Source organism: Priestia megaterium, from assembly GCF_023824195.1.
GTDB lineage: Bacteria > Bacillota > Bacilli > Bacillales > Bacillaceae_H > Priestia > Priestia megaterium_D.
Genome location: NZ_CP085442.1, coordinates 3,764,722 through 3,785,618, shown reverse-complemented (window position 1 = coordinate 3,785,618; position 20,897 = coordinate 3,764,722). Strand labels below are relative to the sequence as shown.

General features: G+C 38.7%; 24 protein-coding genes and 1 pseudogene. 13 read left to right on the top strand and 12 right to left on the bottom strand.

Features of this window, described 5'->3' with window-relative positions:
- Positions 1 to 64 precede the first annotated feature (64 nt).
- Genes LIS78_RS19655 through LIS78_RS19645 form a run of 3 tightly spaced genes read left to right on the top strand, consistent with a single transcriptional unit; the run spans position 65 to position 1,220 of the window.
- Positions 65 to 559 carry a GNAT family N-acetyltransferase gene (locus tag LIS78_RS19655; protein WP_209150510.1) on the top strand — a complete coding sequence of 165 codons (495 nt, stop codon included), beginning with the start codon at positions 65 to 67 and terminating at the stop codon, positions 557 to 559.
- 27 nt (positions 560 to 586) lie between these two features.
- Positions 587 to 1,069, top strand: coding sequence for a DinB family protein (locus LIS78_RS19650; protein ID WP_195782191.1), 483 nt, complete (start codon positions 587 to 589; stop codon positions 1,067 to 1,069).
- Positions 1,053 to 1,220 (top strand): hypothetical protein, encoded by a 168-nt coding sequence (locus tag LIS78_RS19645; RefSeq protein ID WP_195782192.1) that lies wholly within the window; start codon positions 1,053 to 1,055, stop codon positions 1,218 to 1,220. The genes LIS78_RS19650 and LIS78_RS19645 overlap by 17 nt, the downstream gene beginning before the upstream one ends.
- Before the next feature lie 11 nt (positions 1,221 to 1,231).
- Here LIS78_RS19645 and LIS78_RS19640 read toward each other — a convergent pair whose 3' ends face one another.
- The gene (locus tag LIS78_RS19640; protein WP_195782193.1) at positions 1,232 to 1,873 is read right to left on the bottom strand and encodes a pyridoxamine 5'-phosphate oxidase family protein; all 642 of its coding nucleotides are present in this window, start codon (positions 1,871 to 1,873) and stop codon (positions 1,232 to 1,234) included.
- A 124-nt stretch (positions 1,874 to 1,997) separates the two neighbouring features.
- Entirely contained in the window at positions 1,998 to 2,252 is a 255-nt protein-coding gene (locus LIS78_RS19635; RefSeq protein ID WP_245210623.1) for a hypothetical protein, read from the bottom strand.
- 297 nt (positions 2,253 to 2,549) lie between these two features.
- Between LIS78_RS19635 and LIS78_RS19630 the strand changes: the two genes are divergently transcribed.
- From LIS78_RS19630 to LIS78_RS19620, 3 genes are all read left to right on the top strand, one after another.
- Entirely contained in the window at positions 2,550 to 3,566 is a 1,017-nt protein-coding gene (locus LIS78_RS19630) for an aldo/keto reductase (protein ID WP_209150508.1), read from the top strand.
- A gap of 383 nt (positions 3,567 to 3,949) precedes the next feature.
- Complete coding sequence (locus LIS78_RS19625; RefSeq protein ID WP_195782195.1) at positions 3,950 to 4,372, top strand: phosphate-starvation-inducible protein PsiE; 423 nt, start codon at positions 3,950 to 3,952, stop codon at positions 4,370 to 4,372.
- Positions 4,373 to 4,374: 2 nt separating this feature from the next.
- Positions 4,375 to 4,737 carry a Na-translocating system protein MpsC family protein gene (locus LIS78_RS19620; RefSeq protein WP_209150506.1) on the top strand — a complete coding sequence of 121 codons (363 nt, stop codon included), beginning with the start codon at positions 4,375 to 4,377 and terminating at the stop codon, positions 4,735 to 4,737.
- A 190-nt stretch (positions 4,738 to 4,927) separates the two neighbouring features.
- Here the strand turns inward: LIS78_RS19620 and LIS78_RS19615 are convergent, their stop codons facing one another.
- Complete coding sequence (locus tag LIS78_RS19615) at positions 4,928 to 6,424, bottom strand: gluzincin family metallopeptidase (protein WP_252284239.1); 1,497 nt, start codon at positions 6,422 to 6,424, stop codon at positions 4,928 to 4,930.
- Between the two features lie 205 nt (positions 6,425 to 6,629).
- On the opposite strand from LIS78_RS19615, the gene LIS78_RS19610 reads away from it, so the two are divergent.
- A complete protein-coding gene (locus tag LIS78_RS19610) occupies positions 6,630 to 8,180 on the top strand; it encodes an ABC transporter substrate-binding protein (RefSeq protein WP_252285360.1) in 1,551 nt (516 codons plus the stop codon).
- Between the two features lie 404 nt (positions 8,181 to 8,584).
- On the opposite strand, the gene LIS78_RS19605 is transcribed toward LIS78_RS19610, so the two are convergent.
- Positions 8,585 to 9,319 (bottom strand): class I SAM-dependent DNA methyltransferase, encoded by a 735-nt coding sequence (locus LIS78_RS19605; RefSeq protein ID WP_209150504.1) that lies wholly within the window; start codon positions 9,317 to 9,319, stop codon positions 8,585 to 8,587.
- Positions 9,320 to 9,475: 156 nt separating this feature from the next.
- Here LIS78_RS19605 and LIS78_RS19600 point away from each other — a divergent pair, with 156 nt between their 5' ends.
- Positions 9,476 to 10,825 carry a TcaA NTF2-like domain-containing protein gene (locus LIS78_RS19600; protein WP_252284238.1) on the top strand — a complete coding sequence of 450 codons (1,350 nt, stop codon included), beginning with the start codon at positions 9,476 to 9,478 and terminating at the stop codon, positions 10,823 to 10,825.
- A gap of 100 nt (positions 10,826 to 10,925) precedes the next feature.
- Here LIS78_RS19600 and LIS78_RS19595 read toward each other — a convergent pair whose 3' ends face one another.
- The 4 genes from LIS78_RS19595 to LIS78_RS19580 form a co-directional block, all read right to left on the bottom strand.
- Positions 10,926 to 11,651: an AbrB/MazE/SpoVT family DNA-binding domain-containing protein gene (locus LIS78_RS19595; protein WP_209150502.1), complete on the bottom strand. Its 726-nt coding sequence runs from the start codon at positions 11,649 to 11,651 to the stop codon at positions 10,926 to 10,928.
- 468 nt (positions 11,652 to 12,119) lie between these two features.
- Entirely contained in the window at positions 12,120 to 12,275 is a 156-nt protein-coding gene (locus LIS78_RS19590; RefSeq protein WP_209150501.1) for a hypothetical protein, read from the bottom strand.
- Between the two features lie 144 nt (positions 12,276 to 12,419).
- Positions 12,420 to 12,620, bottom strand: a complete 201-nt coding sequence (locus tag LIS78_RS19585; protein ID WP_195782203.1) for a hypothetical protein — start codon at positions 12,618 to 12,620, stop codon at positions 12,420 to 12,422.
- A 22-nt stretch (positions 12,621 to 12,642) separates the two neighbouring features.
- Positions 12,643 to 13,161 (bottom strand): ferritin, encoded by a 519-nt coding sequence (locus tag LIS78_RS19580; RefSeq protein WP_252284237.1) that lies wholly within the window; start codon positions 13,159 to 13,161, stop codon positions 12,643 to 12,645.
- Between the two features lie 307 nt (positions 13,162 to 13,468).
- On the opposite strand from LIS78_RS19580, the gene LIS78_RS19575 reads away from it, so the two are divergent.
- The 3 genes from LIS78_RS19575 to LIS78_RS19565 all read left to right on the top strand — a co-directional run bounded on the left by LIS78_RS19575 (position 13,469) and on the right by LIS78_RS19565 (position 16,929).
- A complete protein-coding gene (locus LIS78_RS19575) occupies positions 13,469 to 14,332 on the top strand; it encodes a polysaccharide deacetylase family protein (RefSeq protein WP_252284236.1) in 864 nt (287 codons plus the stop codon).
- A gap of 648 nt (positions 14,333 to 14,980) precedes the next feature.
- Positions 14,981 to 16,696 (top strand): putative bifunctional diguanylate cyclase/phosphodiesterase, encoded by a 1,716-nt coding sequence (locus LIS78_RS19570; RefSeq protein ID WP_252284235.1) that lies wholly within the window; start codon positions 14,981 to 14,983, stop codon positions 16,694 to 16,696.
- An 83-nt stretch (positions 16,697 to 16,779) separates the two neighbouring features.
- On the top strand, positions 16,780 to 16,929 hold the full coding sequence (locus LIS78_RS19565) for a hypothetical protein (protein ID WP_013084503.1): 150 nt from the start codon (positions 16,780 to 16,782) through the stop codon (positions 16,927 to 16,929).
- Positions 16,930 to 16,954: 25 nt separating this feature from the next.
- Here LIS78_RS19565 and spoIIP read toward each other — a convergent pair.
- Positions 16,955 to 17,938 (bottom strand): annotated as a pseudogene (spoIIP, locus tag LIS78_RS19560) (stage II sporulation protein P).
- Between the two features lie 392 nt (positions 17,939 to 18,330).
- On the opposite strand from spoIIP, the gene LIS78_RS19555 reads away from it, so the two are divergent.
- Entirely contained in the window at positions 18,331 to 18,471 is a 141-nt protein-coding gene (locus LIS78_RS19555) for a hypothetical protein (protein ID WP_209150498.1), read from the top strand.
- A gap of 16 nt (positions 18,472 to 18,487) precedes the next feature.
- Here LIS78_RS19555 and LIS78_RS19550 read toward each other — a convergent pair whose 3' ends face one another.
- Both LIS78_RS19550 and LIS78_RS19545 read right to left on the bottom strand, forming a co-directional pair.
- The gene (locus tag LIS78_RS19550) at positions 18,488 to 18,667 is read right to left on the bottom strand and encodes a hypothetical protein (protein WP_195782209.1); all 180 of its coding nucleotides are present in this window, start codon (positions 18,665 to 18,667) and stop codon (positions 18,488 to 18,490) included.
- Between the two features lie 123 nt (positions 18,668 to 18,790).
- The gene (locus LIS78_RS19545; protein ID WP_195782210.1) at positions 18,791 to 19,177 is read right to left on the bottom strand and encodes a VOC family protein; all 387 of its coding nucleotides are present in this window, start codon (positions 19,175 to 19,177) and stop codon (positions 18,791 to 18,793) included.
- Positions 19,178 to 19,349: 172 nt separating this feature from the next.
- Between LIS78_RS19545 and LIS78_RS19540 the strand changes: the two genes are divergently transcribed.
- Entirely contained in the window at positions 19,350 to 19,877 is a 528-nt protein-coding gene (locus tag LIS78_RS19540; RefSeq protein WP_252284234.1) for a YcxB family protein, read from the top strand.
- Positions 19,878 to 19,939: 62 nt separating this feature from the next.
- On the opposite strand, the gene LIS78_RS19535 is transcribed toward LIS78_RS19540, so the two are convergent.
- Positions 19,940 to 20,743 carry a YwqG family protein gene (locus LIS78_RS19535; RefSeq protein WP_195782212.1) on the bottom strand — a complete coding sequence of 268 codons (804 nt, stop codon included), beginning with the start codon at positions 20,741 to 20,743 and terminating at the stop codon, positions 19,940 to 19,942.
- Between the last annotated feature and the right edge of the window lie 154 nt (positions 20,744 to 20,897).

Sequence of the window (20,897 nt, the reverse complement as noted above, 5' to 3'; positions counted from 1 at the left end):
TGATATCATCCGTTTATTAACGTTCTTTTCTAGTTAACTACTATTCACGAAAGCAGGGTTAAACGTGATTCGAGAAATTTCAGCTTCTGATGCAGCCGCTTTTTTAACGTTAAATAAAAAGCTTGATCGAGAAACAGCATATATGCTCTACGAAGAAAATGAGCGCGCGACAACGCTTGAACAGCAGAAAAAAATGATTACCACTTTTTTAAAGATGCCGAACTCCACCATTTTAGTGGCGGAACAAGACGGACAGCTTGTCGGGCATTTATCTGTGATTGGGGGAAGCGTTAACCGAAAAAAACACAGCGCATACTTAGCTATTGGCGTGCTGCGTTCTTATGGAAACCAGGGGATTGGTACTTCATTGTTTGAAGAAATGGAGAACTGGGCGGCGCGTATCGGCATCAAACGAGTAGAGCTAACGGTTATGACACACAATGAACCGGCCATTTCGCTGTATAAAAAGATGGGTTTTAAAATAGAAGGGAAAAAAATATGTTCGCTCGTTGTAGATGGAAAATCAGTCGATGAATATTATATGGGTAAGGTTTTTTGAAAAAACGTTCTTAAAGGGGAAATGAACATGAAAACGACGGTTGTTGAGTTAAATGAATGGATGATAAAGCTTCCTAAAAAGCTTGAAGTATTCTCTGAAGCAGCGGCGTCAAACCGTCCTGCCCCTAAGAAATGGTCACCAAAAGAAATTGTGGGACACTTATGTGACTCGGCTATCCACAATTTGCAGCGCTTTATCAACGTGCAACATGAAAAAAATCCTTGTGTACTGACGCCTTATAAACAAGATGAATGGGTAGAGCTGCAGCATTATCAAGCTACGCCGATGGCAGAAGTAGTTGCCCTATGGCGCAGTTTAAATAAGCAAATTGCTTCCGTTCTTTCGCATATACCAACAGAAAAGCATATGTATCAATTCGACATAGGAGATGGAAAGTTCGTTTCGCTTGAGTGGTTGGCTAAAGATTATATCGCTCATTTAGAGCATCATATCAAGCAAATTGACGCTCAAATGCCGCTAGGAGGCAAAGAGGATGAAAAAAGAACATAAAAAAGAAGAATCTCAGGTGAAAGTAGATTTTAGAGCAGGCCGCGCCTATGGTGATCATGAATACATAGGAAGTTCGAAAAAAGGCGTGCTTCTTGCTTTTTTACCGGTTCTAATCATTGCTGGAGGTATACTTTTTATGATAATTAAATAACATAAGCCGCATTATAGCGGCTTTTTTTCATAGAAATGCTCAGTTTTTCCTTCTTTGGACTCGTTGCTGATCTCCATGGTGGCAATGCCTGCGTGTTCTGCGACTATTTTAGCTGCGGGAGGAAGCGTTTCGACTCTTTCCCAAGATTCTGGATCCCACAGCTTTGATCGTTTGAACGCTTTGCTGCAGTGGAGAAAGCATTCTTGTACTTCGACCCCGATAGCGAGCAGCGGAGCTTTGTTGTTAACCGCCATCGTTTCAATTATTGCTTTTTCTTTTACAATGCAAGCTCTGCCGTTAATCCGCAGCGTTTCTTCTATGCCTGGAATTAAAAAAAGCAGGCCTATTTGAGGGTTAGATAAAATATTTTCCATTGAATCTACTTTTTGATTCCCGCGTCTCTCTGGAATCAAGAGCCTTTTCTCATCAACTACTTGTACAAAACCAGCGTGATCCCCCCGCGGAGAACTGTCGCAAATTCCTTTATGATTAGCTGTAGCGATGATGACAAAAGGGGAATGTTTAATAAATTCCCGGCAGTGTCGATCTAGATAAGGAATTATTTTTTGATGTGCCAATTTGTTAGGCGGGCCGACTATACGACGAAGCTCTTCTTTCGTTTCTACTTGTTCTTTAAAGTGACTATTTTCCATTCTTTTTTTCACTCCTACTTTTTGCGTATACTGAAAATACCATTTTCACATATGAAATACTATATTTTTATATTTAAAAAACAGAAAAGTCAGTATATTTAAACGAAGTAGAAGTGTTATAACGCTAGCTTCGGTCTTTTTTAAAATTTTTGATTGCGTTATCAAATATGTCATTAACCGTCTTCATATGTTCGCTAACAAGATGATTCGAGTCTTTTTCTCGCTGGCGCATGTCTTTCAACAAATCATCCATATCATCTAGCAAACTTTGAAAGTACTCATCTTTTTCTTCCTCTTTCATTGATGAGTCGTCCATTTCATCAAGCTTATCGAGCTTATCTTCAATTTTTTTGAAGTATTCATCTTTCAAAATTCTCACCTCATTTATAAAGTAGCTTTCTGCTTATTGTATGCACAATGTTTGTTTGCATGAGTAAGAAGTAGAAAGTACATAAATAAAAGGAGAGTCTGAAAAGCTCATTTACTCCTTAGTAGGTTACTTTTTAGTTCCCATATTACTTTAAAGTGCGTACTTTTTTTTCTTGTTTATATCCTTCATAATAAATTTTGTCAGGGGATAACATGACATTTAATGAATAGATCAGTCGTTGAGTTTACCTTCATACTGATCAATTTCTAAAATAGAGTTATAAAAATTTCAGGAGGTTTTATTCATATGAGAGAGATACTGCAAGGGAAACTAGGTTTTGGAACAGCACCACTGGGCAATATGTATCGCAATATTCCAGAAGAAGAAGCCATCGCAACAGTGGATGCTGCTTGGGAAAGCGGCATCCGCTACTTTGACGCAGCCCCTCTTTATGGAGCTGGCTTAGCAGAAATGCGCCTTGGTGAAGCACTGTCAAAAAGAAATCGCGATGAATATGTACTAAGTACGAAAGTAGGTCGCGTCATTTCAGATGAACTGGAAGACACATCTTCACGTGATATGGGAGAAAAAGGCGGGCTTTTTGAATTCGGCCGTAAAAACAAAATTATTAATGACTACAGTGCAGATGCTACACTTCGTTCAATCGAGCAAAGTTTAAATCGTTTGAAAACAGATCGCTTGGACTTTGTGTATATTCATGATGCCGCGCAAGATTTTTATGGAGATGAGTGGGTAGGACAATTTGAATCTGCTCGAACGGGCGCATTTCGTGTGCTTACACGCTTGCGTGACGAAGGAGTTATTAAAGGATGGGGACTTGGAGTAAACCGAGTAGAACCAATTGAAATCATGCTGGAGTTAGAAGAAGCAAAGCCGGATGTATCGTTGCTAGCGGGCCGATACACTTTGTTAGATCATGAACGTGCGCTGCAGCGAGTGATGCCCGAAGCCGTAAAGCATAATATGGACATTGTTGTCGGTGGACCATACAGCTCAGGCGTTCTTGCTGGAGGTACACACTTTGAATATCAAAAAGCATCTTCAGACATTATGGCAAAAGTAGAAAAAATCAAAAGTATTGCAGATCGTCATCAGATTAGCATTAAGGCTGCTGCTGTCCAATTTTCACTGGCTAATCCAGCGGTTGCTGCTGTTATTCCTGGCGCTAGTCGTCCAGAGCGTATTGCTGAAGACAAAGCGGCATTAAACACAGTAATTCCGGCAGCCTTCTGGGAAGAAATGCGTGAACAGCAGCTTGTAGCGGCTCATGCCCCGCTTCCAAGTAACGTTAAACAAAGATGAAGTAATTAGAAACTATATCATCACAGACGCTAAGTAAATCTTTATTTGAAGTTTTGACGTATTGCGCTATAATTAACTATAAAGAAGCTTATTGATAGGAACTCATCACATAGAGTTTTTTATCTTTGGTGACTTGACTATATGTAGATATATGACGGGCTGGATAACAAGTATTGAAAAATGCTGAGTCATTAACCCATCATAAAGAAATTTGTACAACTATGCACAAATTTCTTTATGATGGGTTTTTTTGTTGAGGAGTGGAGATGTTGGAGACAACTAAAAAAGCAGCAAGCTCTATAACAGGCTAATAGCTTTTGAGCGTTTTACTAACATGAATAGAATCAATGTAAGGAAGTTAGATAAAAGGAAGGGATACAAAGGTGTTTAAACTATTTTTATGTAAAAAAAGGCAGTATCTAATTGCGACATATCAATTTATTTTAAATGTCTCGCTCATTGTCCTTGGATTTATACTCGTTTATTTTTTATTGAGAGAGCTTTTTTATATTATGAATGATGCCTTAACAGGAAATAATAACGTTCATAAAATCCTCGGAAAAGTATTGATTTTCTTTTTATATTTTGCTTTTGTTTCGATGATTATGACTTACTTTAAAGAAAGCTGTCATTTCCCGTTAAGTTACCTTTTATACATTGGAATTACAGCTACAATACGATTTATTATTGTGAATAACAATTATCAAATTGGAAGTTTATTTTTATCGTTAGGAATTATCGCTTTAACGATTAGTTACTTAATGTTAACGAAAAAAAGATTAGAAGATAATGAAAGGAGAATTTGAACATGAGTAGAAATAGGGAGCATGAATTTAGTAATTTAGTGCGCGAAATCCGTAAAGAGCAGGTTGGAAACGGACCGAGAGAAATCACTACTCGTTTTGTAGATACATGGGCTGTTAGCGAAATGAAAGGCAATCTTACGAATGTAGAAAAGTTTATGATAACTTCTCCTGAAGGCAAACGGATGGTTCATGAGGCACGTACAGAACTAGTGAAAAAAATTTATGATTGCTCAGAGATACGAGATAAGTTTGAAAAACTTGTCCATGCAAAAATTATAAGAGTTTTTTCAGACATTAACATTGAAGAAGATGTTGCAATGACTACTTTTGTTTTTGATAGAAAGTTAGATGATAAACTAAAATAAATTCTTTGGGGTAAGGAGGAATTCAGCTGCGAGAAACAGCAGAGACATAGCGCATATTTGCTGTCATGGTTTGAATGGAAAGAAGATAGACGATTGATATCGCTTTAATAGAGATATTGTTTATTCATCACAAAAGGAGCTGTCGCTAAGTCAAATTTTTGACTTAGCGACAGCTTTTTTGATGGTGAATTTAAAGCTTGTATAACCCTTCATATTTTTTCTTCAAATAATTAATTAACGGCTGAGCATCAATTCTACCTATAGAAAGGCTAGTTAATATCTCTCTTGGCGTTTTTAGTTTTCCGTACTGGTGGATATGCTGTTTTTGCCAGTCTGCTATAAGCGATAAGTTTTGACTCGAAATGATTTCATCAAAGTCAGGATGGACTTTGATCACGGATTCTCTTAGCTGAGCTGCATAAATGAAACCTAGATTGTAGGAAGGGAAGTAGCCAAATGCTCCTCCGTACCAGTGGCCGTCCTGCAATACCCCGTCACGGTCTGTTTCCGGTTTGATCCCTAAATACGCTTCATATTTTGTACTCCATGCCAAAGGAAGATCTGAAACGCGAAGCTTGTCTGCAAATAAATCTCTTTCTAGCTCGTAGCGAATGATAATATGCAGCAGATACGTAAGGTCATCTGCTTGCAAACGAATAAAAGAAGGTGTGACTTCATTTAAGGCAAAGTAAAGAGTTTCAAATGAAATATCACCGTAGATCGCAGGTTCTAACTCTTTAAATAAGTGAGCGTGATTTCTCCAGAAGCCTTCGTGTTTTCCAATGATACGTTCCCAAAAAAGAGACTGAGATTCATGCAGTCCCATAGAAGTGTATGCGCCTAACCCCGTGTCAAGCAAGTCAGAGCTAATTTGCTGGTTATAGATAGAATGTCCGCCTTCATGTAAAAACATAAAAGCTGCCAGTTTTACATTGTGTTCGTCGTATCTCACTGCAAGCCGTGCGTCTTGAGGGTGAATGTCTGCACTGAACGGGTGGGTCGTGGTGCCAATTTGGCCGGACTTGAAGTTATAGCCAATAGCAGTTAAAAGGTGTTTTCCGAGCTTCTGCTGATTTTTGATTGAAAACGGCTCGTTGAGAAACGATGTATCATGTGTAACCGAAGAGCGTTTGATTTTTGTCAGCAAAGGAAGAATAGCATCTTTAATTTGTTGAAAAAGCGAATCGATGGTTTCACTAGAAACTTCGGGCTCATATTCTTCTAAAAGCTGTTCGTAAGGAGCGAGGTGAGGATTACGGTACTCCGCAAATCTTTTATGCATATGAATCAGCTGCTGCAGGTTGTCTTCGACGAGCTTAAATTCATTTTGCTCTCTAGCCTGTGACCAAAGAGCATGAGTAGAAGCTTTTAAAACGGAAAATTGATGATAGTCTTCCAGTGGTACAGCGGAAAATTTTTGATAGATGTTCCAATAGTGCTGTACTTGTTTTTGCTGTAGTTGATTTAAATTTTGTTCTTGAAGATGCTGCAATTCTTTTGCGAAGGCTGGATCTGTTTGCAACAGGTAAAGCTCTTTTGAAAGCGTGCCTTGAATGGTTGCATGCTGCTTTTGGCTATTAAGAGGAGCGGATGTTTTTGCGTCCCACGATAGAAGAGATAAAGCTTGCTTGTAGTGTTCAATCGTTGCAATATGTTCTTTAGTATGAAGACGGATAGCAGAGTTCATAATATCCTCCTTTAGATAAAATACTTTACTTACAAACATACTAAGAATTAAGAATTGAAACAAGACAAATTGAATCAGTAATTGCAAAGAAACAGTTTAATTTTGCTAATTTCACAAACAAATGGAAAGGTGGTAGGATGGTTAATATTCCTACTAACCTTACGAAAATAGTAGGTTTTGAAAAGTGATTTTAACTATTGGGGGAATGACGTTGAAACAGGTTAAGATGAAATGGTTATTATTTATTGTGATTGCTTTATTGGTTGCCGGATGCAGCAATAATCAAGCAAGCTCAGGCGATAAAAGCACCAGTGCGGCTCAAAAAGATGGAGGTACGCTAAACATTGCGTTTCAAAGCGAGCCAACAACTTTAGATCCTCAGATTACTGGGAATTCTTCGGTTAAAGATGCGGCGCGAAATATTTACGAAGGACTCGTTATTTTTGATAGTAAAGGTAATGTAGAACCTGATTTAGCAGAAAAAATTGATATAAGCGATGATAAAAAAGTCTACACGTTTCAGCTGCGAAAAGGCGTAAAGTTTCATAATGGAAAGGAAATGACAGCAGCCGATGTAGAAGCTTCGATTAACCGCTGGATTAAGCTGTCTTCACTTGGCAAAACAAACTTTGTTGGTGCACAAGTCAAAAAAACAGGAGACTATACGGTTGAGCTTCATTTGAAAACACCGAATGTGAATACGCTGGCACTACTAGCAGATCCAATTCCAGCAGCCGCTATTTTTCCAAAAGAAATCATCGAAAAAGCACCTGCTGAAGGAGCTACTGAGTTCGTTGGTACAGGACCATTTAAAGTGAAGGAATGGAAAAAGAATCAATATATCACGCTAGAGAGATTTAAAGATTATTCTTCAAAAGGACGAAAAATTAAAAAGACTCCTCACGTAGATGAAATTAAAATTAGCTTTTTAAGCGATGAATCTACTAGAATTTCAGGCATTACAGCTGGACAGTTTGACATTGCCTTAGGTGTCTCAAGCGACAATGCGGCTCAAATTGAAAGTACGCAAAACGTTAAGAACAAGCTGGCTCCAGGCGGATTCATTGGTTTATTTTATAATACGCAAGAAGGGTTCTTTAGCGATTTAAATGCTAGAAAAGCCGTAAATGCCACGATTAATGCAAAAGATATTTTATCAAGTTCATACGGCGATTCCGATTATTATGAACTGACTTCATCGATTGTGAATAAAAAGTTTCCGAACTATTACAGTGAAGCAGGAAAAGAAGAGTACAATCAGCATGATGAAAAGAAAGCAAAAAGCTATTTAAAAAAGGCTGGATACAGCGGGCAGGAACTGCGTCTTTTAACTTCACGCGATTATCAAGATCAGTACAATGCGGCTGTTATTGTGCAGCAAGAGCTTGAAAAAATCGGTGTAAAAGTAAAGCTAGAAGTGTATGACTGGGCAACGTTTACAGATAAAGTAAATGACCCTAAAGCATGGGATATTTACCCCGTAGACTGGGCGGCGCGTTCAACCATTTTCCAAGGATTTTGGACGTCAGGAGGAGCTCCGGTTGAAAAATCAACAAAATACTTAGAAAAAATCAAAGCGGCTGCTTCTGTAAAAGATGCACGACCAGCCATTGATGCTACGCAAAAATACGTATGGGATGAGCTTCCGTTTACGTTAATTGGCCATAAAGTCAATATTAACGCCGTGTCTACACATGTAAAAGGCTATGATTTCAACTTAGGCCCTGTATTTTATAACGTGAGCGTGACTAAATAACATACGCTAAGTTTAAACAAAAATCGGTTTTATACGAAGAAAGTTAGGAAAGAGGCTGGGACAAAAGTAGTTTAGTTGAAGGAAGATCCGAACGATGAATTGAGATTCTTAATGGGGAATCCAACTCGTTCGGATTTTTTCATGGTTAGGTTGAAGGTAGGTTTCATGTATGTAGGTGCTTCTAGCGGTTGATTGGAGGGCATGGCGAAGACTCCTGCGGGAAAAGTGGCCTAGGTGAGACCCCGCAGCAGCGGAAGTGACGAGGAGGCTCATCGGCCGCCCGCGGAAAGCGAAGCCTTGCACAGAAATCAATAGCGGTGTAACAAGCCATCCATACTAGATTGTTTATCCCGTTTGTTCGTCTTTAGATTGAAATGATTTCGTTATGTCTCAATCTCTTTCATTTATCTATTCTTCACGCCGCTCATCAGTAAAAACAAAGGAATACGCATTCGGCGCTCGTAAGTTTCAGCGCTGTCGAAATGTTCTTTTTGAGGACATGCTTCTTTTAAATTTGTAACGGTGAATCCGCTTTGCTGCATCAAAGAAAAGTACTCTTCAAGCGTGCGATGATACTTTTGAACGTATCCGCCCATCCAGTGCTGCTGACGGAATCCCATTGAGAAGTAGTTATCCACCGTCCAGTTTGTGCGCAGAGTGGAAGGCTGAAGAGTAGACGTAATGACTGGATGTTCAACGGAAAAAATAAACCTTCCTGCAGGTTTGAGTGCTTGATTCACTTTAGTGAAAATGGAGGCTAAGTCTTCCATGTAGTGGAGAGACAGTCTTGCAGTAACCAAATCGTATTCAGTGCGTGGGGGAGTATAATGTTCCATCGATTCATGGATCACTCTTGCATTTGGATAGTTTGAAAGCTGTTGCTGAGCCGCGTTTATCATATTGATAGAGCCGTCTACTCCGCTATAAGAGAAACAGCCTTGTGCAAGAAGCTCCGCGCCAAATCCAGCGTTTCCGCACCCTAAGTCTAAAACGTTTGCATCTGTAACATCACCTAGAAGCTGTAAAATGGCCGGTTTTTCAATCGTATCGTTGGCATTTTCTTTTTGCTGCCGGCGTTTTGTATAGGCCAAAAACGTCTCGTCATTATCGTAAAATTCAGCTCCTGTTGAGATCTTCAACTAAATCAGCCTCCTCTATGCAAAGTATCTTATTATAATCATATATTCAAATTACTTACAATAATTTTGATAAATATGGAAATAGTGTTTTATTTTAGTATAATTGTAGTGTTAATGAATCGTTCTGTGTAACTAGAGAAGAAAAGAGGAGAAGTCATGAAACGTTCCACTATAAGCGTCAGTGTGGTTAGTATTCTGCTGTCGGTTAGTTTATTTATAAGCGGCTGTCAGCAAAATGAGGTATCTTCCCGCGACGAAAAAGAAAGCATCACTTCAAGTGCTCAACATCCTGAACAAAAAGAAAGTGCTATTCACACATCGGAGCAAAATGATGATAAGGAAAAGGGCAACCATCAAAAGTCAAGCACTCCTTCAATAAGTACTACAGCTTCTGCTAAAGATGAAAACAACGTATCCACCCCTACAAAACAAACGGCTAATGTATTAATCAAGTCGTATTTGCAAGGTTTAATAAAAGGAATCAACAACGGTGCTTTCAAAGGAGTAAACAGCTATCTGGTGAAAGGAAGTTCTCTTTATAGAGATCAGCAGTCTTTAATTAGTCATTTACATGGCAAAGGAATTCAAGAAAGATTAGTAGATTATGAAGTGGTTGACTTTAAAAAAGCAGGCTCTGCTTATGATATCCAAACCCATGAAGTGATTATGATTGTTCAGCCTAATGGTTCAGAAACGATAAAAGAGTATGATTGGGTATATTCAGCGGTATGGTCGGGTGATCAATTACGCTTGAAGGATATTTCTAAGGTAGGAAACACTGCTTCAATCAAAGCATCAGCACCATCGAAGCAAAGCAGCGGAAACTATGACGGAGAATGGTCAAGAGATATTCATCATCAAGAAGCAGGATTAACCATCACTAATTCAACAAGCAGCTCTTTTGATTTTACAATGAGTGCAGTATACGGTGCGAATGCAGGAGGAATAGAAGGAAAAGCAGAGGTGGAAGGAAATAAAGCTATTTATAAAGACACGGAAGAAGCTACGGAATGCGTACTAAACTTCACGTTAAGCCAAAAAGAAGTCAAAATTGATGCTACTGCAGGCTGTTCCTATTACGGCGGGTTAAATGTTTCTTTTGACGGCACGTATAAAAAAGGCAAAATCACAGAACATACGAAGACATTATCAGAGCTCGATATCCTTCCAAGCGAACATGATGAAAATGTGAAAAAACTTGTAGGAAATGACTACGAAGCGCTTGTTGATAACTTTCAAATCGTACATGAAGAAAAAGATTTAGACGGCTTAGGAGCGACAGCGCTATCAGGTGGAGTAACCGGTTTGTACACGCTTATGGAAGGAATCATTGAGTATGATAAGCAAGGCTATTATTACGTAGCGTTAATTGTTGACAGTGACAAAGTAAAATTCTACACGAATAATCCCACATATCGAGATCGTATCACACTCACAGTAAAAGAGTGGATGAGCCGCTTTAGCGATTATCCAGTAGAGACAATATATAGAGAAATAAAAAGATAAGTCTAAAAGCTAAGAGTTGAGTATAGAAAGGGTCAGTCTATGCGTAACTCTTAGCTTTTGCTTTGAAGTCGTAGGGAACCATTTGTTTTTTGCGTCGTTCTTATTTCGATAATTTTTCAACAATTGCTGCGTCTATTTGCTGAGATAATACGCTGCTAATCTCTTTTTCATTCTCCACTTTTTCTAAAATTAGCTGCTTATTACCTGTTTTTATTTTTAACATCGTACCTGAGTGGATGGAGAAATCATCTCGCAGCTTTTTAGGAATAGTAAGTCGAAAACGGTCATCAATTTTTCGAGATTGAGCCGTAAATGTTAAAGTCGTTTTCTTGCCAAAACTCATTTCATATTTTTGAATCACAATGTTATTTTCTTGATTAATAAAAAATTGAACCTCCATGTTTGCATCCAATTCGACTGACATTAAAAGTTCAGAAGTGAGCTGAATCTGCCGTCCAGTTAATGTTGCATAATAAGGAGGAGACGCCGCAGGTTTTTGTGAAAGCGCTATCGATTTTTCGTCTCTTTTTTTCATAACAATTTGCTGTTCTACCACGTATAGTTCTACATAATCAAAGGGCTTAAGTTCATAGTCATCTCGCAGGGATCTCGGAATGACTATTCTACCCATATGGTCAATTGTTCGAATGAAGATATGAGAAGGAACGGGGACATTTTCATCATGATGATCGATAATAATCCAATCATCACAGCTTCGTAAAAAAACTTTGTCGTTCGTCTTGAGTTTCGTTAGTTGCATAAACAAAGAAGGAAGGGATACTCTTCCCATTTCGTCAATTATACACTCTTCTTTTTTTGTACGCATCTTGCTACTTAATCCTTTCTAAAAACATTTTAGATGGGGTATGTTACTTAAATTACACAGCATTTATTTCTTTGTCAAATGAAGAAAATGAGTATTTATTCATCCTACAGATTGAGAAATACAGGAAGTTTGACCTCATTCAGTAGATGCACAGCTGTCCCGTGTAAATGGTAAACATCTGAAGAAAACAGTTAATCTGTTAGTTAGAAAAGCATAGAATAAAAGCGTTTTTCTTTCTTTTGATTTTATTGTCGGAAACAAAGGTTTAAAAAGGAGCTTCCTCCCTTTTCTACAGAGTAGGTTTTTTATTAACAAAATGCAGCCGGATTTACGCTGAATGATGAATAGATTTATGCATATTAAGTCTAGAAAAAAATTTCAAGCGGTGCTTTTTTTACTTGTTTTGGAGAGCAGTTATAGTTGAAGAATAAAGAAAAAAGCTCAAAGCAATGAGCTTTGAACCAATCTTCATCCTTTTTCAACCAGCAGTAAGATGAAGGTAGCAAGCGGTCCTAAAGCAAGAGATAATAAGAACCAGTTCAGACCCGTTCGATTTTTACCTTGCGCTAATCCGGCATTAATTAAAGCCACCGTTCCCCATCCTACAACGTATTGATTATCCATATGACACCCCGCTAATAATTGTTTCTTTATTTGATTAACAAAATCTATATTAGCATAAATATCCATATTTTTGATTGGAATTCCTGAATTAGGGTGGAGAAACGGTGAATTTCTTCAAGAAGCAAAATTCCTACTCTCCTTAACTTAGTGAAGGTAGTAATGAATAAGAGAAGGGTGCACGTAGTAGACGTGAACGTATTGAGGACGATCATAGTGAAGCTGATGCATATATTGATTCATAAGTCTTTGAATGGCGTTATACACATTGGGCGGATAGCCATAATAGCCGTGATGAATACCAACTCGAAACAAGGAAACGGGCGTCGTGTTATTGGTTCTGCACATTGTTCTACACTCTTCTGCGCTTTTAACCTTGCGCAGCTGCTCCACCCGCTGGTGCAGCTTTTCGCTGTCCTAGTTCTTGATCAAGTATAAAAATAGCTGCAGGGTTATTTTGGGCGATTTTTAGACGGTCTACAATCGTTTGAGCTTGAGCTTCTTCGTCGACTTGTTCTCGTAAAAAGTCCTGCACGATGACTAAAGTTTGAGGGTCATTCGCTTGGCTGATAAATTGAAACGCTTGACGATAAGAATTCGTGACGAACTTCTCATGCTCCAATACTTTTTGAAACGTTTCTAACGGTGTCCCAAACTCACTTGGCTGAGCAGGCAAAGAGCTTAATTCCACCGTTCCGCCGCGGTCAACTAAGTAGTCAATGAGTTTTAGCATATGAGTGCGTTCTTCTTCAGACTGCAAACGCAGCCAGCTGCCCATTCCTTTATAGTTTAATCGATTCATATAGTTAGACATAGCTAGGTATAAAGTCGAAGAGACGTGTTCAAGTTGAATTAAGTTATTGAGCAGTTTTTGAATTTGTTCGTCCATATCTGTTATTCCTCCTTAGGGAAAGGGTTTCTTTAGTATACTACCTGCAACCATCACGCTTTTAATCTACAAAGATACTATATGTCACTTCTTTAAGTAGGTAACTTGCCCATCCTTTATTGGTGCTTCTTACTTACATATAAGGGTTGTATAATATAGGAATAAAAAAAGAGCCGGCGTATACGAGTATCAAAGATTTAGAGCGTCTTGAGCTTTTATCCAAGGATCAAATTCAAGAGCTTCAGCGTGCACAGTACATCGAGTGTGATGTTAATCCGTTAAAACATACTGAGGAGAGGAAGCACGCATGAAGAAATATGTATTCTTTCTTTTGATTGCGGCAGCGGTAGTTGGCTTTATTTTCTTTAAAGTAGTGAACTGGGAAGACAAGGCGAAAGCAACAACGACCGTGGAGCCAGCGCTTGAGACGAACGGATGCTTAGGCTTAAATTATCATCGCGTGCGCAAGCATAATTGGTTTAATCGAATTGTCAGCTCAGTTACAAAGTCTGACGAACTGACAGAGTACAGCGTCTACAGCAATGATTTTGAACATCAGTTAAAAAAGCTGAAGGAACTTGACGCTACGTTTGTTACGCCAAAAGATATTGAAACGTATCAGCAAAAAGGCACGTTTCCAAAACGCTGCGTATGGATTTCATTTGATGATATTGACCGTACTGTTTATCAAAACGCGTTTCCAATTTTAAAAAAGGAAAACATTCCGTTTACCCTATATGTAATCGCAGGACAAGTGGGGGCAACTGATTTTCAAAATTTAAACATGGCTTCGTGGAGTCAGCTAAAAGAAATGAAAGACAGTGGCCTTGCGACAATCGGTTCTCATACATATGACATGCACCGTTTAGAAGAAGACAAGCCTTTATTTCTGACGCCTGCTAAATACAGCGCGTTTGCTCGTGATTTACGAAAAAGCAAAGAAACGATTAAGAACCATTTAGGAATAGCCCTGGTTTACTTTGCGTATCCATACGGCAATACAAATGATGATGTAGCTAAGATTGTGAAAGATGCTGGTTTTCACCAAGCAGCTATTTTAGCCCCTCACGTTATTACAAAAGACAACGATCCGTATTATCTTAACCGGATTGTTGTATACAACAAAATCTTTCAAAATCTCATTCTTCCGTGGCTGACGCATACGGGCTAATAAGAAGAAAGTGGAAAAAGCCTCTTGGAGAAAAGTATTTTAGCCGAAGTGAAAAACGAACCATGGATCAAAATTTTTGATTAGTGGTTCGTTTTTTTTTTGTTATGGTGAACGTAGGTTTCATCTGTTTAGTTCCTTCTAGCTGTTGTTTGGAGGGTAAGGCGAAGACTCCTGCGGGGAAAGCCGAAGAGGTGAGACCCCGCAAAAAGCGAAGTCTTGCACAGAAATCAACTGCGGTGTCACAAGCAGTCTAGCTCATGTATCCCATTTGTTCGTCTTTAGATTGGATTCATTTAATTATGTTTCAACCACTTTTTCTATTTACGATACAAAAGGTATGGCAATTACGTGAAGAAAGTACACTTTCATTTCTATAAAAATCATTTTAATGGTACCATAGAAAAGTTGTGATAAAAGACATGGATAAACGAAACAATCTATCAATTTTTTTACGAACTTCTTGTAATAAGTTTGTGAAGGTGAAAAGAGGAAAAGAAGCGATCCTACGCTTACTATTTTAATAATGTAAGGTAATCGGACAGATTAATCCGTTGCTGATTAAATTGTATTCATTATTCACGATTCCTCTCTATCATTTCGTCATGGGTTTTGTTTTATCGTTAATATTTTGATAAAGGTGTATAGGCTATGGAAAACAGGCATTTTGAATATAAATTTAAAGAAGCGCTGAAAAAACTAAATGATATTGAACTTGCGTTAAATGAATCATCGATTGTAGCGATTACGGATAGTCGCGGATTCATCAATCACGTGAACGATAAATTCTGTGAAATTTCTAAGTACGAAAGACATGAGCTTCACGGTCAGGATCATCGTATTATTAATTCGAAACATCATTCAAGCTTGTTTTTTAAGGAGTTATGGAGCACGATCAGATCCGGTAAGGTATGGCACGGAGAAATAAAAAATAAAGCAAAAGACGGTTCGTATTACTGGGTGGATACAACCATTGTTCCTTTTTTAGATGAACGAGGCAAGCCGTATCAATACGTATCGATTCGCAATGATATTACAAAACGAAAAGCATATGAAGAAAAAATTAAGCAAATGGCTTATTATGATCCTTTAACCAATTTGCCTAATCGCTACTGGTTAAACAAGCAGCTGAAAAAACTGCTTTTAGATCGAGAATCTCCTGAACTGCTAGCCATTTTATTTTTGGATTTAGACCGCTTTAAATCAATAAATGATACGCTTGGCCATCATCACGGCGATGTGCTGCTGAGGCGCGTAGCAGAAAGATTAAAAAAATGTATTCCTTCCTCTGATTTTATCTCGCGGCACGGGGGCGATGAGTTCATTTTAGTGCTGCATTCACTAAAAAATGTTGAGGAAATTGAAGAAATGACTGAGCAGATTGTAAAAGAAATGTCGCTTCCTTTTTATATAGACGGAGATAAAGTGCTAACCTCTACAAGCGTTGGCATCAGCCTATTTTCAAAGGAATGTCAGCAGCATATTGTTCCAAAAGATGCAGACGAACTAATTGATCGACTGGTCAAGCAAGCAGATATTGCCATGTATGTGGCAAAACGAAATGGACGAAACACATATGAAATGAGTTCGTCTTCATCAAATGAACGAATAATTAAAACAATCAGCATGGAGAATGAGTTAAAGTATGCGCTAGAAAGAAACGAGTTTCAGCTCGTTTATCAGCCGCTAATCGATTTAAAGACGTCTGATGTCATAGGGGCAGAAGCGCTTATCCGCTGGAATAGCGCAGAATTTGGTACCGTCTATCCAAATGAATTTTTGCCCATTTTAGAAGAAGTAGGTCTAATTGTGCAGGTTGGCAAATGGGTATTAGAAGAAGCGTGTAAGCAAATGAAAACATGGACGAAACTGAATTCAAAAGCGAGTAAAATAGGGGTGAACGTGTCACCTATTCAGCTGAAGTCCTCACGATTCGTAGCGGATATTGAACAGATTTTGAAAAAAACGGGCCTTGAGCCGCACTTTCTGGAACTTGAAATCACTGAAAGCGTTATTCAAAACAGTCAAGAATCGAAAAAAGTGTTAAACCGCCTGCGGAGTCTAGGGGTAAAAGTGGCGATGGATGATTTCGGAACGTGCTATTCATCCCTTAGCTATCTTAAACACTTGCCGATTAATACGTTAAAAATTGATAAATCATTTATTGACGACTTAGACGAAGTTGGAAAAGTGCTGGTGGAAACAATTATTCAAATGGGAAAGAAACTTAACTTTGATCTAACTGCAGAAGGAATCGAAAACGAAGAACAGCTGCAGTTTGTGACGGAACAAGGCTGTCATATCGGTCAAGGCTATATATTTGATAAGCCGCTTTCTCCTGAGGAAATGGGCCGTTTGTTGAAATGAAGGAAAATCCTATGTACGGAAAGAAGCTCTTTAATAGAGCTTTTTTTTATGGTTTTTAATAGTATGGAAGGAGTGAGAAAGTCGTGAAAGAGTACGTTGGAATCTGCACGGTATGTCAAAAGAACGTGTACTGCTTAGAAGGGTTTTTGAACGGTGTGGTTGTTGAAGGCAAGCTTGTGTGCTTTGCTTGTGAAGAAGAGGAGAAGCGTGACTCTCATAAAAACAAAAACTAGCTACCTTGGGTAGCTAGTTTTTTATTTACTGCGCATTTACTTTTTCAGCTTGCCAGTAGTACTCGCTGAACACATCTGAAAAAGCTTTGACGGTGTTTGTGAGTTCTTCCATATTGTTATCGACGCCGCCTACTTCAATTAAAATGGAGCGGTCGGATAAATCTTGATTATATAACCCATTATTGCCGCTTGTTTTCTTTTTGCTTAACACTCCGCGGCTAAGGCCTGGATATTTTTACTCTAGCTTTTCATGAATCGCTTTGGCCATTTTAACGTTTTCATCAAATTTCGGGTTCGCTTCACCTAATACAATCATCATTTTAGCGTACGATTTGCCGTTGATAGCAGCCGTTGTTTTTTCTTGACGCAGCGAATCACGATGAATATCAATTAAATAATCGACGTCTTTGTTTTGCTGAAGAGCCGTTTCCACCACGCTGCGAGACATCGCATAGGCTCGTCCTGTACCCCAGCCTTTTTCATTAAGCTTTTGTGTCATGTTAGTTGTATCTACTTCCGAGCCGATTCCATCTGCTTTTAATTCCATTCCTAGCATCTGACCAACGAGCGTGATGTTGGTTTTGTTATCAACGGCTTTATTTTCGTTCGCTTCACCTTGTATACCAAGTAAAGGGAAATAAGATTCCCAGCTGTGCGTGTGGTAGATGTACACAACTTTTTTGTCTCCCGTACTTTGCTTGGCCTGTGTTTGAGACTGTTTTTTACTTTCTTCGTACGTTTTGCTTTCAGCAGGATCCAAATCACGCTCCCCGGAAATGCTTTCGAGAGGAGGAGCCGATTCATGAGGAATCGTGGTATAATCCGTTCCTTCACCGGCTAATAGAATATGAGAATCAAAAATAGAAAAGCCGGGCAGTTCTGATCCAAATAGACTTCTTGTATCCGCCACGCGAATATTCGTCGCAAGCTGCAGGGCGACAGAAGAGAGAGGAGGCGGAGAGAAGTCTTCTTCAAAGGCATGAGAGAAATGATGGTTTTCCGTATGCATGAAGTAGAACAAGCTTTGGGCTTTATAATTTGATAGTGCTTGATAGACAACGTTTGAGCGCAGCGTATGCTGAAGAGTTGAATACGTGACGGTAAAAATAGCAGCAGATGTTAAGAGAACAAATAGTATAGCGATAATTAATGATTTATAAGAAAGGATCCAAAAAAGCTTTTTAGGCTTTTCGGTGAACTTGTTTTTCATAGAGTAAACCTCCTCTAATAAAATTTTGAAATCAGCGGATGAGAACTCTAAGAGGAGAATGTTATGTATCTACTATTTACTCTATTAAAAAGGAAAAGAAATATGATAGAAACCATGATATTTAACACAATATAAAAAAGTTTATATTAGGGCATACTGTAAAAAAAACGGTGCGTATTGGAGCTGGTTAGATGAACGATTCATGGGTTTATCATCATTTTATTAATACATTTTTATTTCCTTTAACAATGTTTGGAGTGGCATTTTGTGTGCTAGGACTGTTGCTATACATGCTGTGGAAAGAAAAGCAAAAAGAAGGGCCAAAACAATGAGATTGAGGCATCTAATCTAAAGACGAACAAATGGGATAAAGGAGCTAGTATGGAGCGCTTGTGACACCGCTGTTGATTTCCGTGCAAGACTTCGCTTTCCGCGGACGGCCGCTAAGCCTCCTCGTCGCTTGCGCTCCTGCGGGGTCTCATCCCTTCCGCTTTTCCCGCAGGAGTCTTCGCCTTGTCCTCCAATCAACCGCTAGAAGCATCTACATACATGAAACCTACGTTCACCCTACCAATGAAAAAATCCGAACGAATAATCGTTCGGATCTTCCTTCAACTAAAATACGTTTGTCACAGTCTCTTTGTCAGAATGTCAGCTGGAAAAAGGAAGGTTTTTTCTTTCTAAGAATTCCATTCGGTTGCCAAAAGGATCAGCTACGTAAATTCTTTCGACGCCGGGAATGTTTTTGTCTTCTATAAAAGAAATACCGAAGCTAGTCAGATGATCTTTGAACGCAGGGAGATTTTTGACAAAAAAACCTGGATGCGCTTTTTTTGCGGGTGAAAAGGTAGGTTCAACACCAATATGCAGCTGATAAGAACCGAATTCAAACCACACGCCGCCGCGCTTTTTTAGACTTTCTGGCTTTTCGACCTCTGTTAAGCCAAGAACGGTTCCGAAAAAGTGTCGTGCTTCGCTTTCTGAATTCGGTGGTGCAGTTAGCTGAATATGATCAATATGCGTCAGTGTAAAAGTCATAAACATTCCTCCTTAAATAGTAGAGTACTAGTTAAGTTTACGTGATGTATCCGTGTAAATAAATGACAAAAAGATGATGTTTTTCATAAGAAAAGCTTATTATTTTATATACATATAACACCAAATGAGGTATATTTTATTTTATTGCTATTTAGGAAAATTGGAGATTAATATGGAATATCACTATACGTTAACAAAAGATGATTACGTAGCTTTTAACATGCATCACGCTCAACATTCGGAAAGAGTACAAAAAGTGCTGAGAGTTCAGCGATGGATGTCGCTTATTTTTCTTCTTATTCCTTTGCTTGTTTCGTGGGTTGAAGGAGAATTTTTACTTGGTATGTTCGTAGCGTTTGCGCTGCTTACGGTGCTGTGGTTTTTATTTTATCCGAAATATTTTTACGGAAGTATTAAAAAGAACATTGTAAAGGTAATAAATGAAGGAGATAACAGCAGTCTGACGGGTGAGCATACTATGATGGTTACGGAAGGTGGCTTGGTAGAGAAAAGCTCAAAAGGAGAAGTGAAGACTCCTTGGTCAAGCATCACTCAAATTAGAGAAACAGATAAACATATCTTTATCCTTGTTAGTGCAATGAGCGGATATGTTATTCCTACAAGTACATTTGCAGATGTAAAAGCGCTACAGCAGTTTAAAGAAACGCTGAATGCTGCAAGAGCCGAAAAAACAGGCTGAGTAGTAAATAATAATAATGTGAAAAAACGCCCTCCTAGATACTTTTCTAAGAGGGCGTTTTTTTAACAGCAGTCCCAGTTGTACAAAACATCTCTAAAGTTACGGTTGCGAAGATCTTCTTCTTTAATGAAAAAATTGGCCACCCCCGCATCACCAAACATAATATCCGCTTCGTCGTCCATGGCGAATTGAAGAAGCAGAACGTTGTATGCTCGCAGCGCTTCATCGTAGTCTCGAGGATCGCTTTGAGTGAAAAAAGCGTATCCACCCATTTTATGATACTCGCCCGTAAGCTCATCCCAGTAGATTTCTTCAGTTTCTTCATCTTCAAATAAATCTGATTCTATATCGTTATATCGATAGTCAGTAGGGGAAACGGGTTCGATTCTTATTTCAAACTGTAAGCCTACTTCTTGAGGAATAGGGAACATATCTCGGTCAATGTCTTCAAGATACGTAAAATCGGTTGTTAGCTTTTTTTCGTCTGTGGTTATGTCTTCGTAAAAAACGACGCGAAAGTCTTTTTGAGTCGTAGGATGGTCAAAATCAAGTCCGTACACATCGCCGGTGTTTTCGTTATCAGCTCCGCAAATAAAAAATTGAAGCATGCCTTGAATGGGCATATTTTCATAGGAAGGAACTTCAGAAAAATTGATTTGTGCCATCAGCAGCATCGGCTTGCCCTGAGAATCAAGAGGATGATTCGCTTCTAGAGGAAGGTAGGGGTTGCCGCCAAACTTGCTTTCATATAATTTTGGACTGTTCATGACCGTATTGATGTGGATATAAGGCTTACATGTTTTTTCGATTTCTTTTCGGTAAGGTTCTAGCTTAGGAGGCAGTGCTAATTTTGATAGAGGATTCATATGTACTCTCCTTTTTGTTTGTAATAAAAAGAACGTTTGTTCGTATTTATATTTTATCGTAATACATACTGAAAGGGAAGAGAAATAGTATAAAAAATCCCTTTGCAGAAGCATCTGCAAAGGGTACAAAGAAATGATAGCGTTTTCATTATGA

Excerpts from the sequence above, each read along its gene's own strand:
- LIS78_RS19650 (WP_195782191.1), top strand. The coding sequence starts at position 587 with ATGAAAACGACGGTTGTTGAGTTAAATGAATGGATGATAAAGCTTCCT.
- LIS78_RS19645 (WP_195782192.1), top strand. The coding sequence starts at position 1,053 with ATGAAAAAAGAACATAAAAAAGAAGAATCTCAGGTGAAAGTAGATTTT.
- LIS78_RS19640 (WP_195782193.1), bottom strand. The coding sequence starts at position 1,873 with ATGGAAAATAGTCACTTTAAAGAACAAGTAGAAACGAAAGAAGAGCTT.
- LIS78_RS19630 (WP_209150508.1), top strand. The coding sequence starts at position 2,550 with ATGAGAGAGATACTGCAAGGGAAACTAGGTTTTGGAACAGCACCACTG.
- LIS78_RS19620 (WP_209150506.1), top strand. The coding sequence starts at position 4,375 with ATGAGTAGAAATAGGGAGCATGAATTTAGTAATTTAGTGCGCGAAATC.
- LIS78_RS19615 (WP_252284239.1), bottom strand. The coding sequence starts at position 6,424 with ATGAACTCTGCTATCCGTCTTCATACTAAAGAACATATTGCAACGATT.
- LIS78_RS19610 (WP_252285360.1), top strand. The coding sequence starts at position 6,630 with ATGACGTTGAAACAGGTTAAGATGAAATGGTTATTATTTATTGTGATT.
- LIS78_RS19600 (WP_252284238.1), top strand. The coding sequence starts at position 9,476 with ATGAAACGTTCCACTATAAGCGTCAGTGTGGTTAGTATTCTGCTGTCG.
- LIS78_RS19595 (WP_209150502.1), bottom strand. The coding sequence starts at position 11,651 with ATGCGTACAAAAAAAGAAGAGTGTATAATTGACGAAATGGGAAGAGTA.
- LIS78_RS19590 (WP_209150501.1), bottom strand. The coding sequence starts at position 12,275 with ATGGATAATCAATACGTTGTAGGATGGGGAACGGTGGCTTTAATTAAT.
- LIS78_RS19585 (WP_195782203.1), bottom strand. The coding sequence starts at position 12,620 with ATGTGCAGAACCAATAACACGACGCCCGTTTCCTTGTTTCGAGTTGGT.
- LIS78_RS19580 (WP_252284237.1), bottom strand. The coding sequence starts at position 13,161 with ATGGACGAACAAATTCAAAAACTGCTCAATAACTTAATTCAACTTGAA.
- LIS78_RS19575 (WP_252284236.1), top strand. The coding sequence starts at position 13,469 with ATGAAGAAATATGTATTCTTTCTTTTGATTGCGGCAGCGGTAGTTGGC.
- LIS78_RS19570 (WP_252284235.1), top strand. The coding sequence starts at position 14,981 with ATGGAAAACAGGCATTTTGAATATAAATTTAAAGAAGCGCTGAAAAAA.
- LIS78_RS19555 (WP_209150498.1), top strand. The coding sequence starts at position 18,331 with ATGAACGATTCATGGGTTTATCATCATTTTATTAATACATTTTTATTT.
- LIS78_RS19545 (WP_195782210.1), bottom strand. The coding sequence starts at position 19,177 with ATGACTTTTACACTGACGCATATTGATCATATTCAGCTAACTGCACCA.
- LIS78_RS19540 (WP_252284234.1), top strand. The coding sequence starts at position 19,350 with ATGGAATATCACTATACGTTAACAAAAGATGATTACGTAGCTTTTAAC.
- LIS78_RS19535 (WP_195782212.1), bottom strand. The coding sequence starts at position 20,743 with ATGAATCCTCTATCAAAATTAGCACTGCCTCCTAAGCTAGAACCTTAC.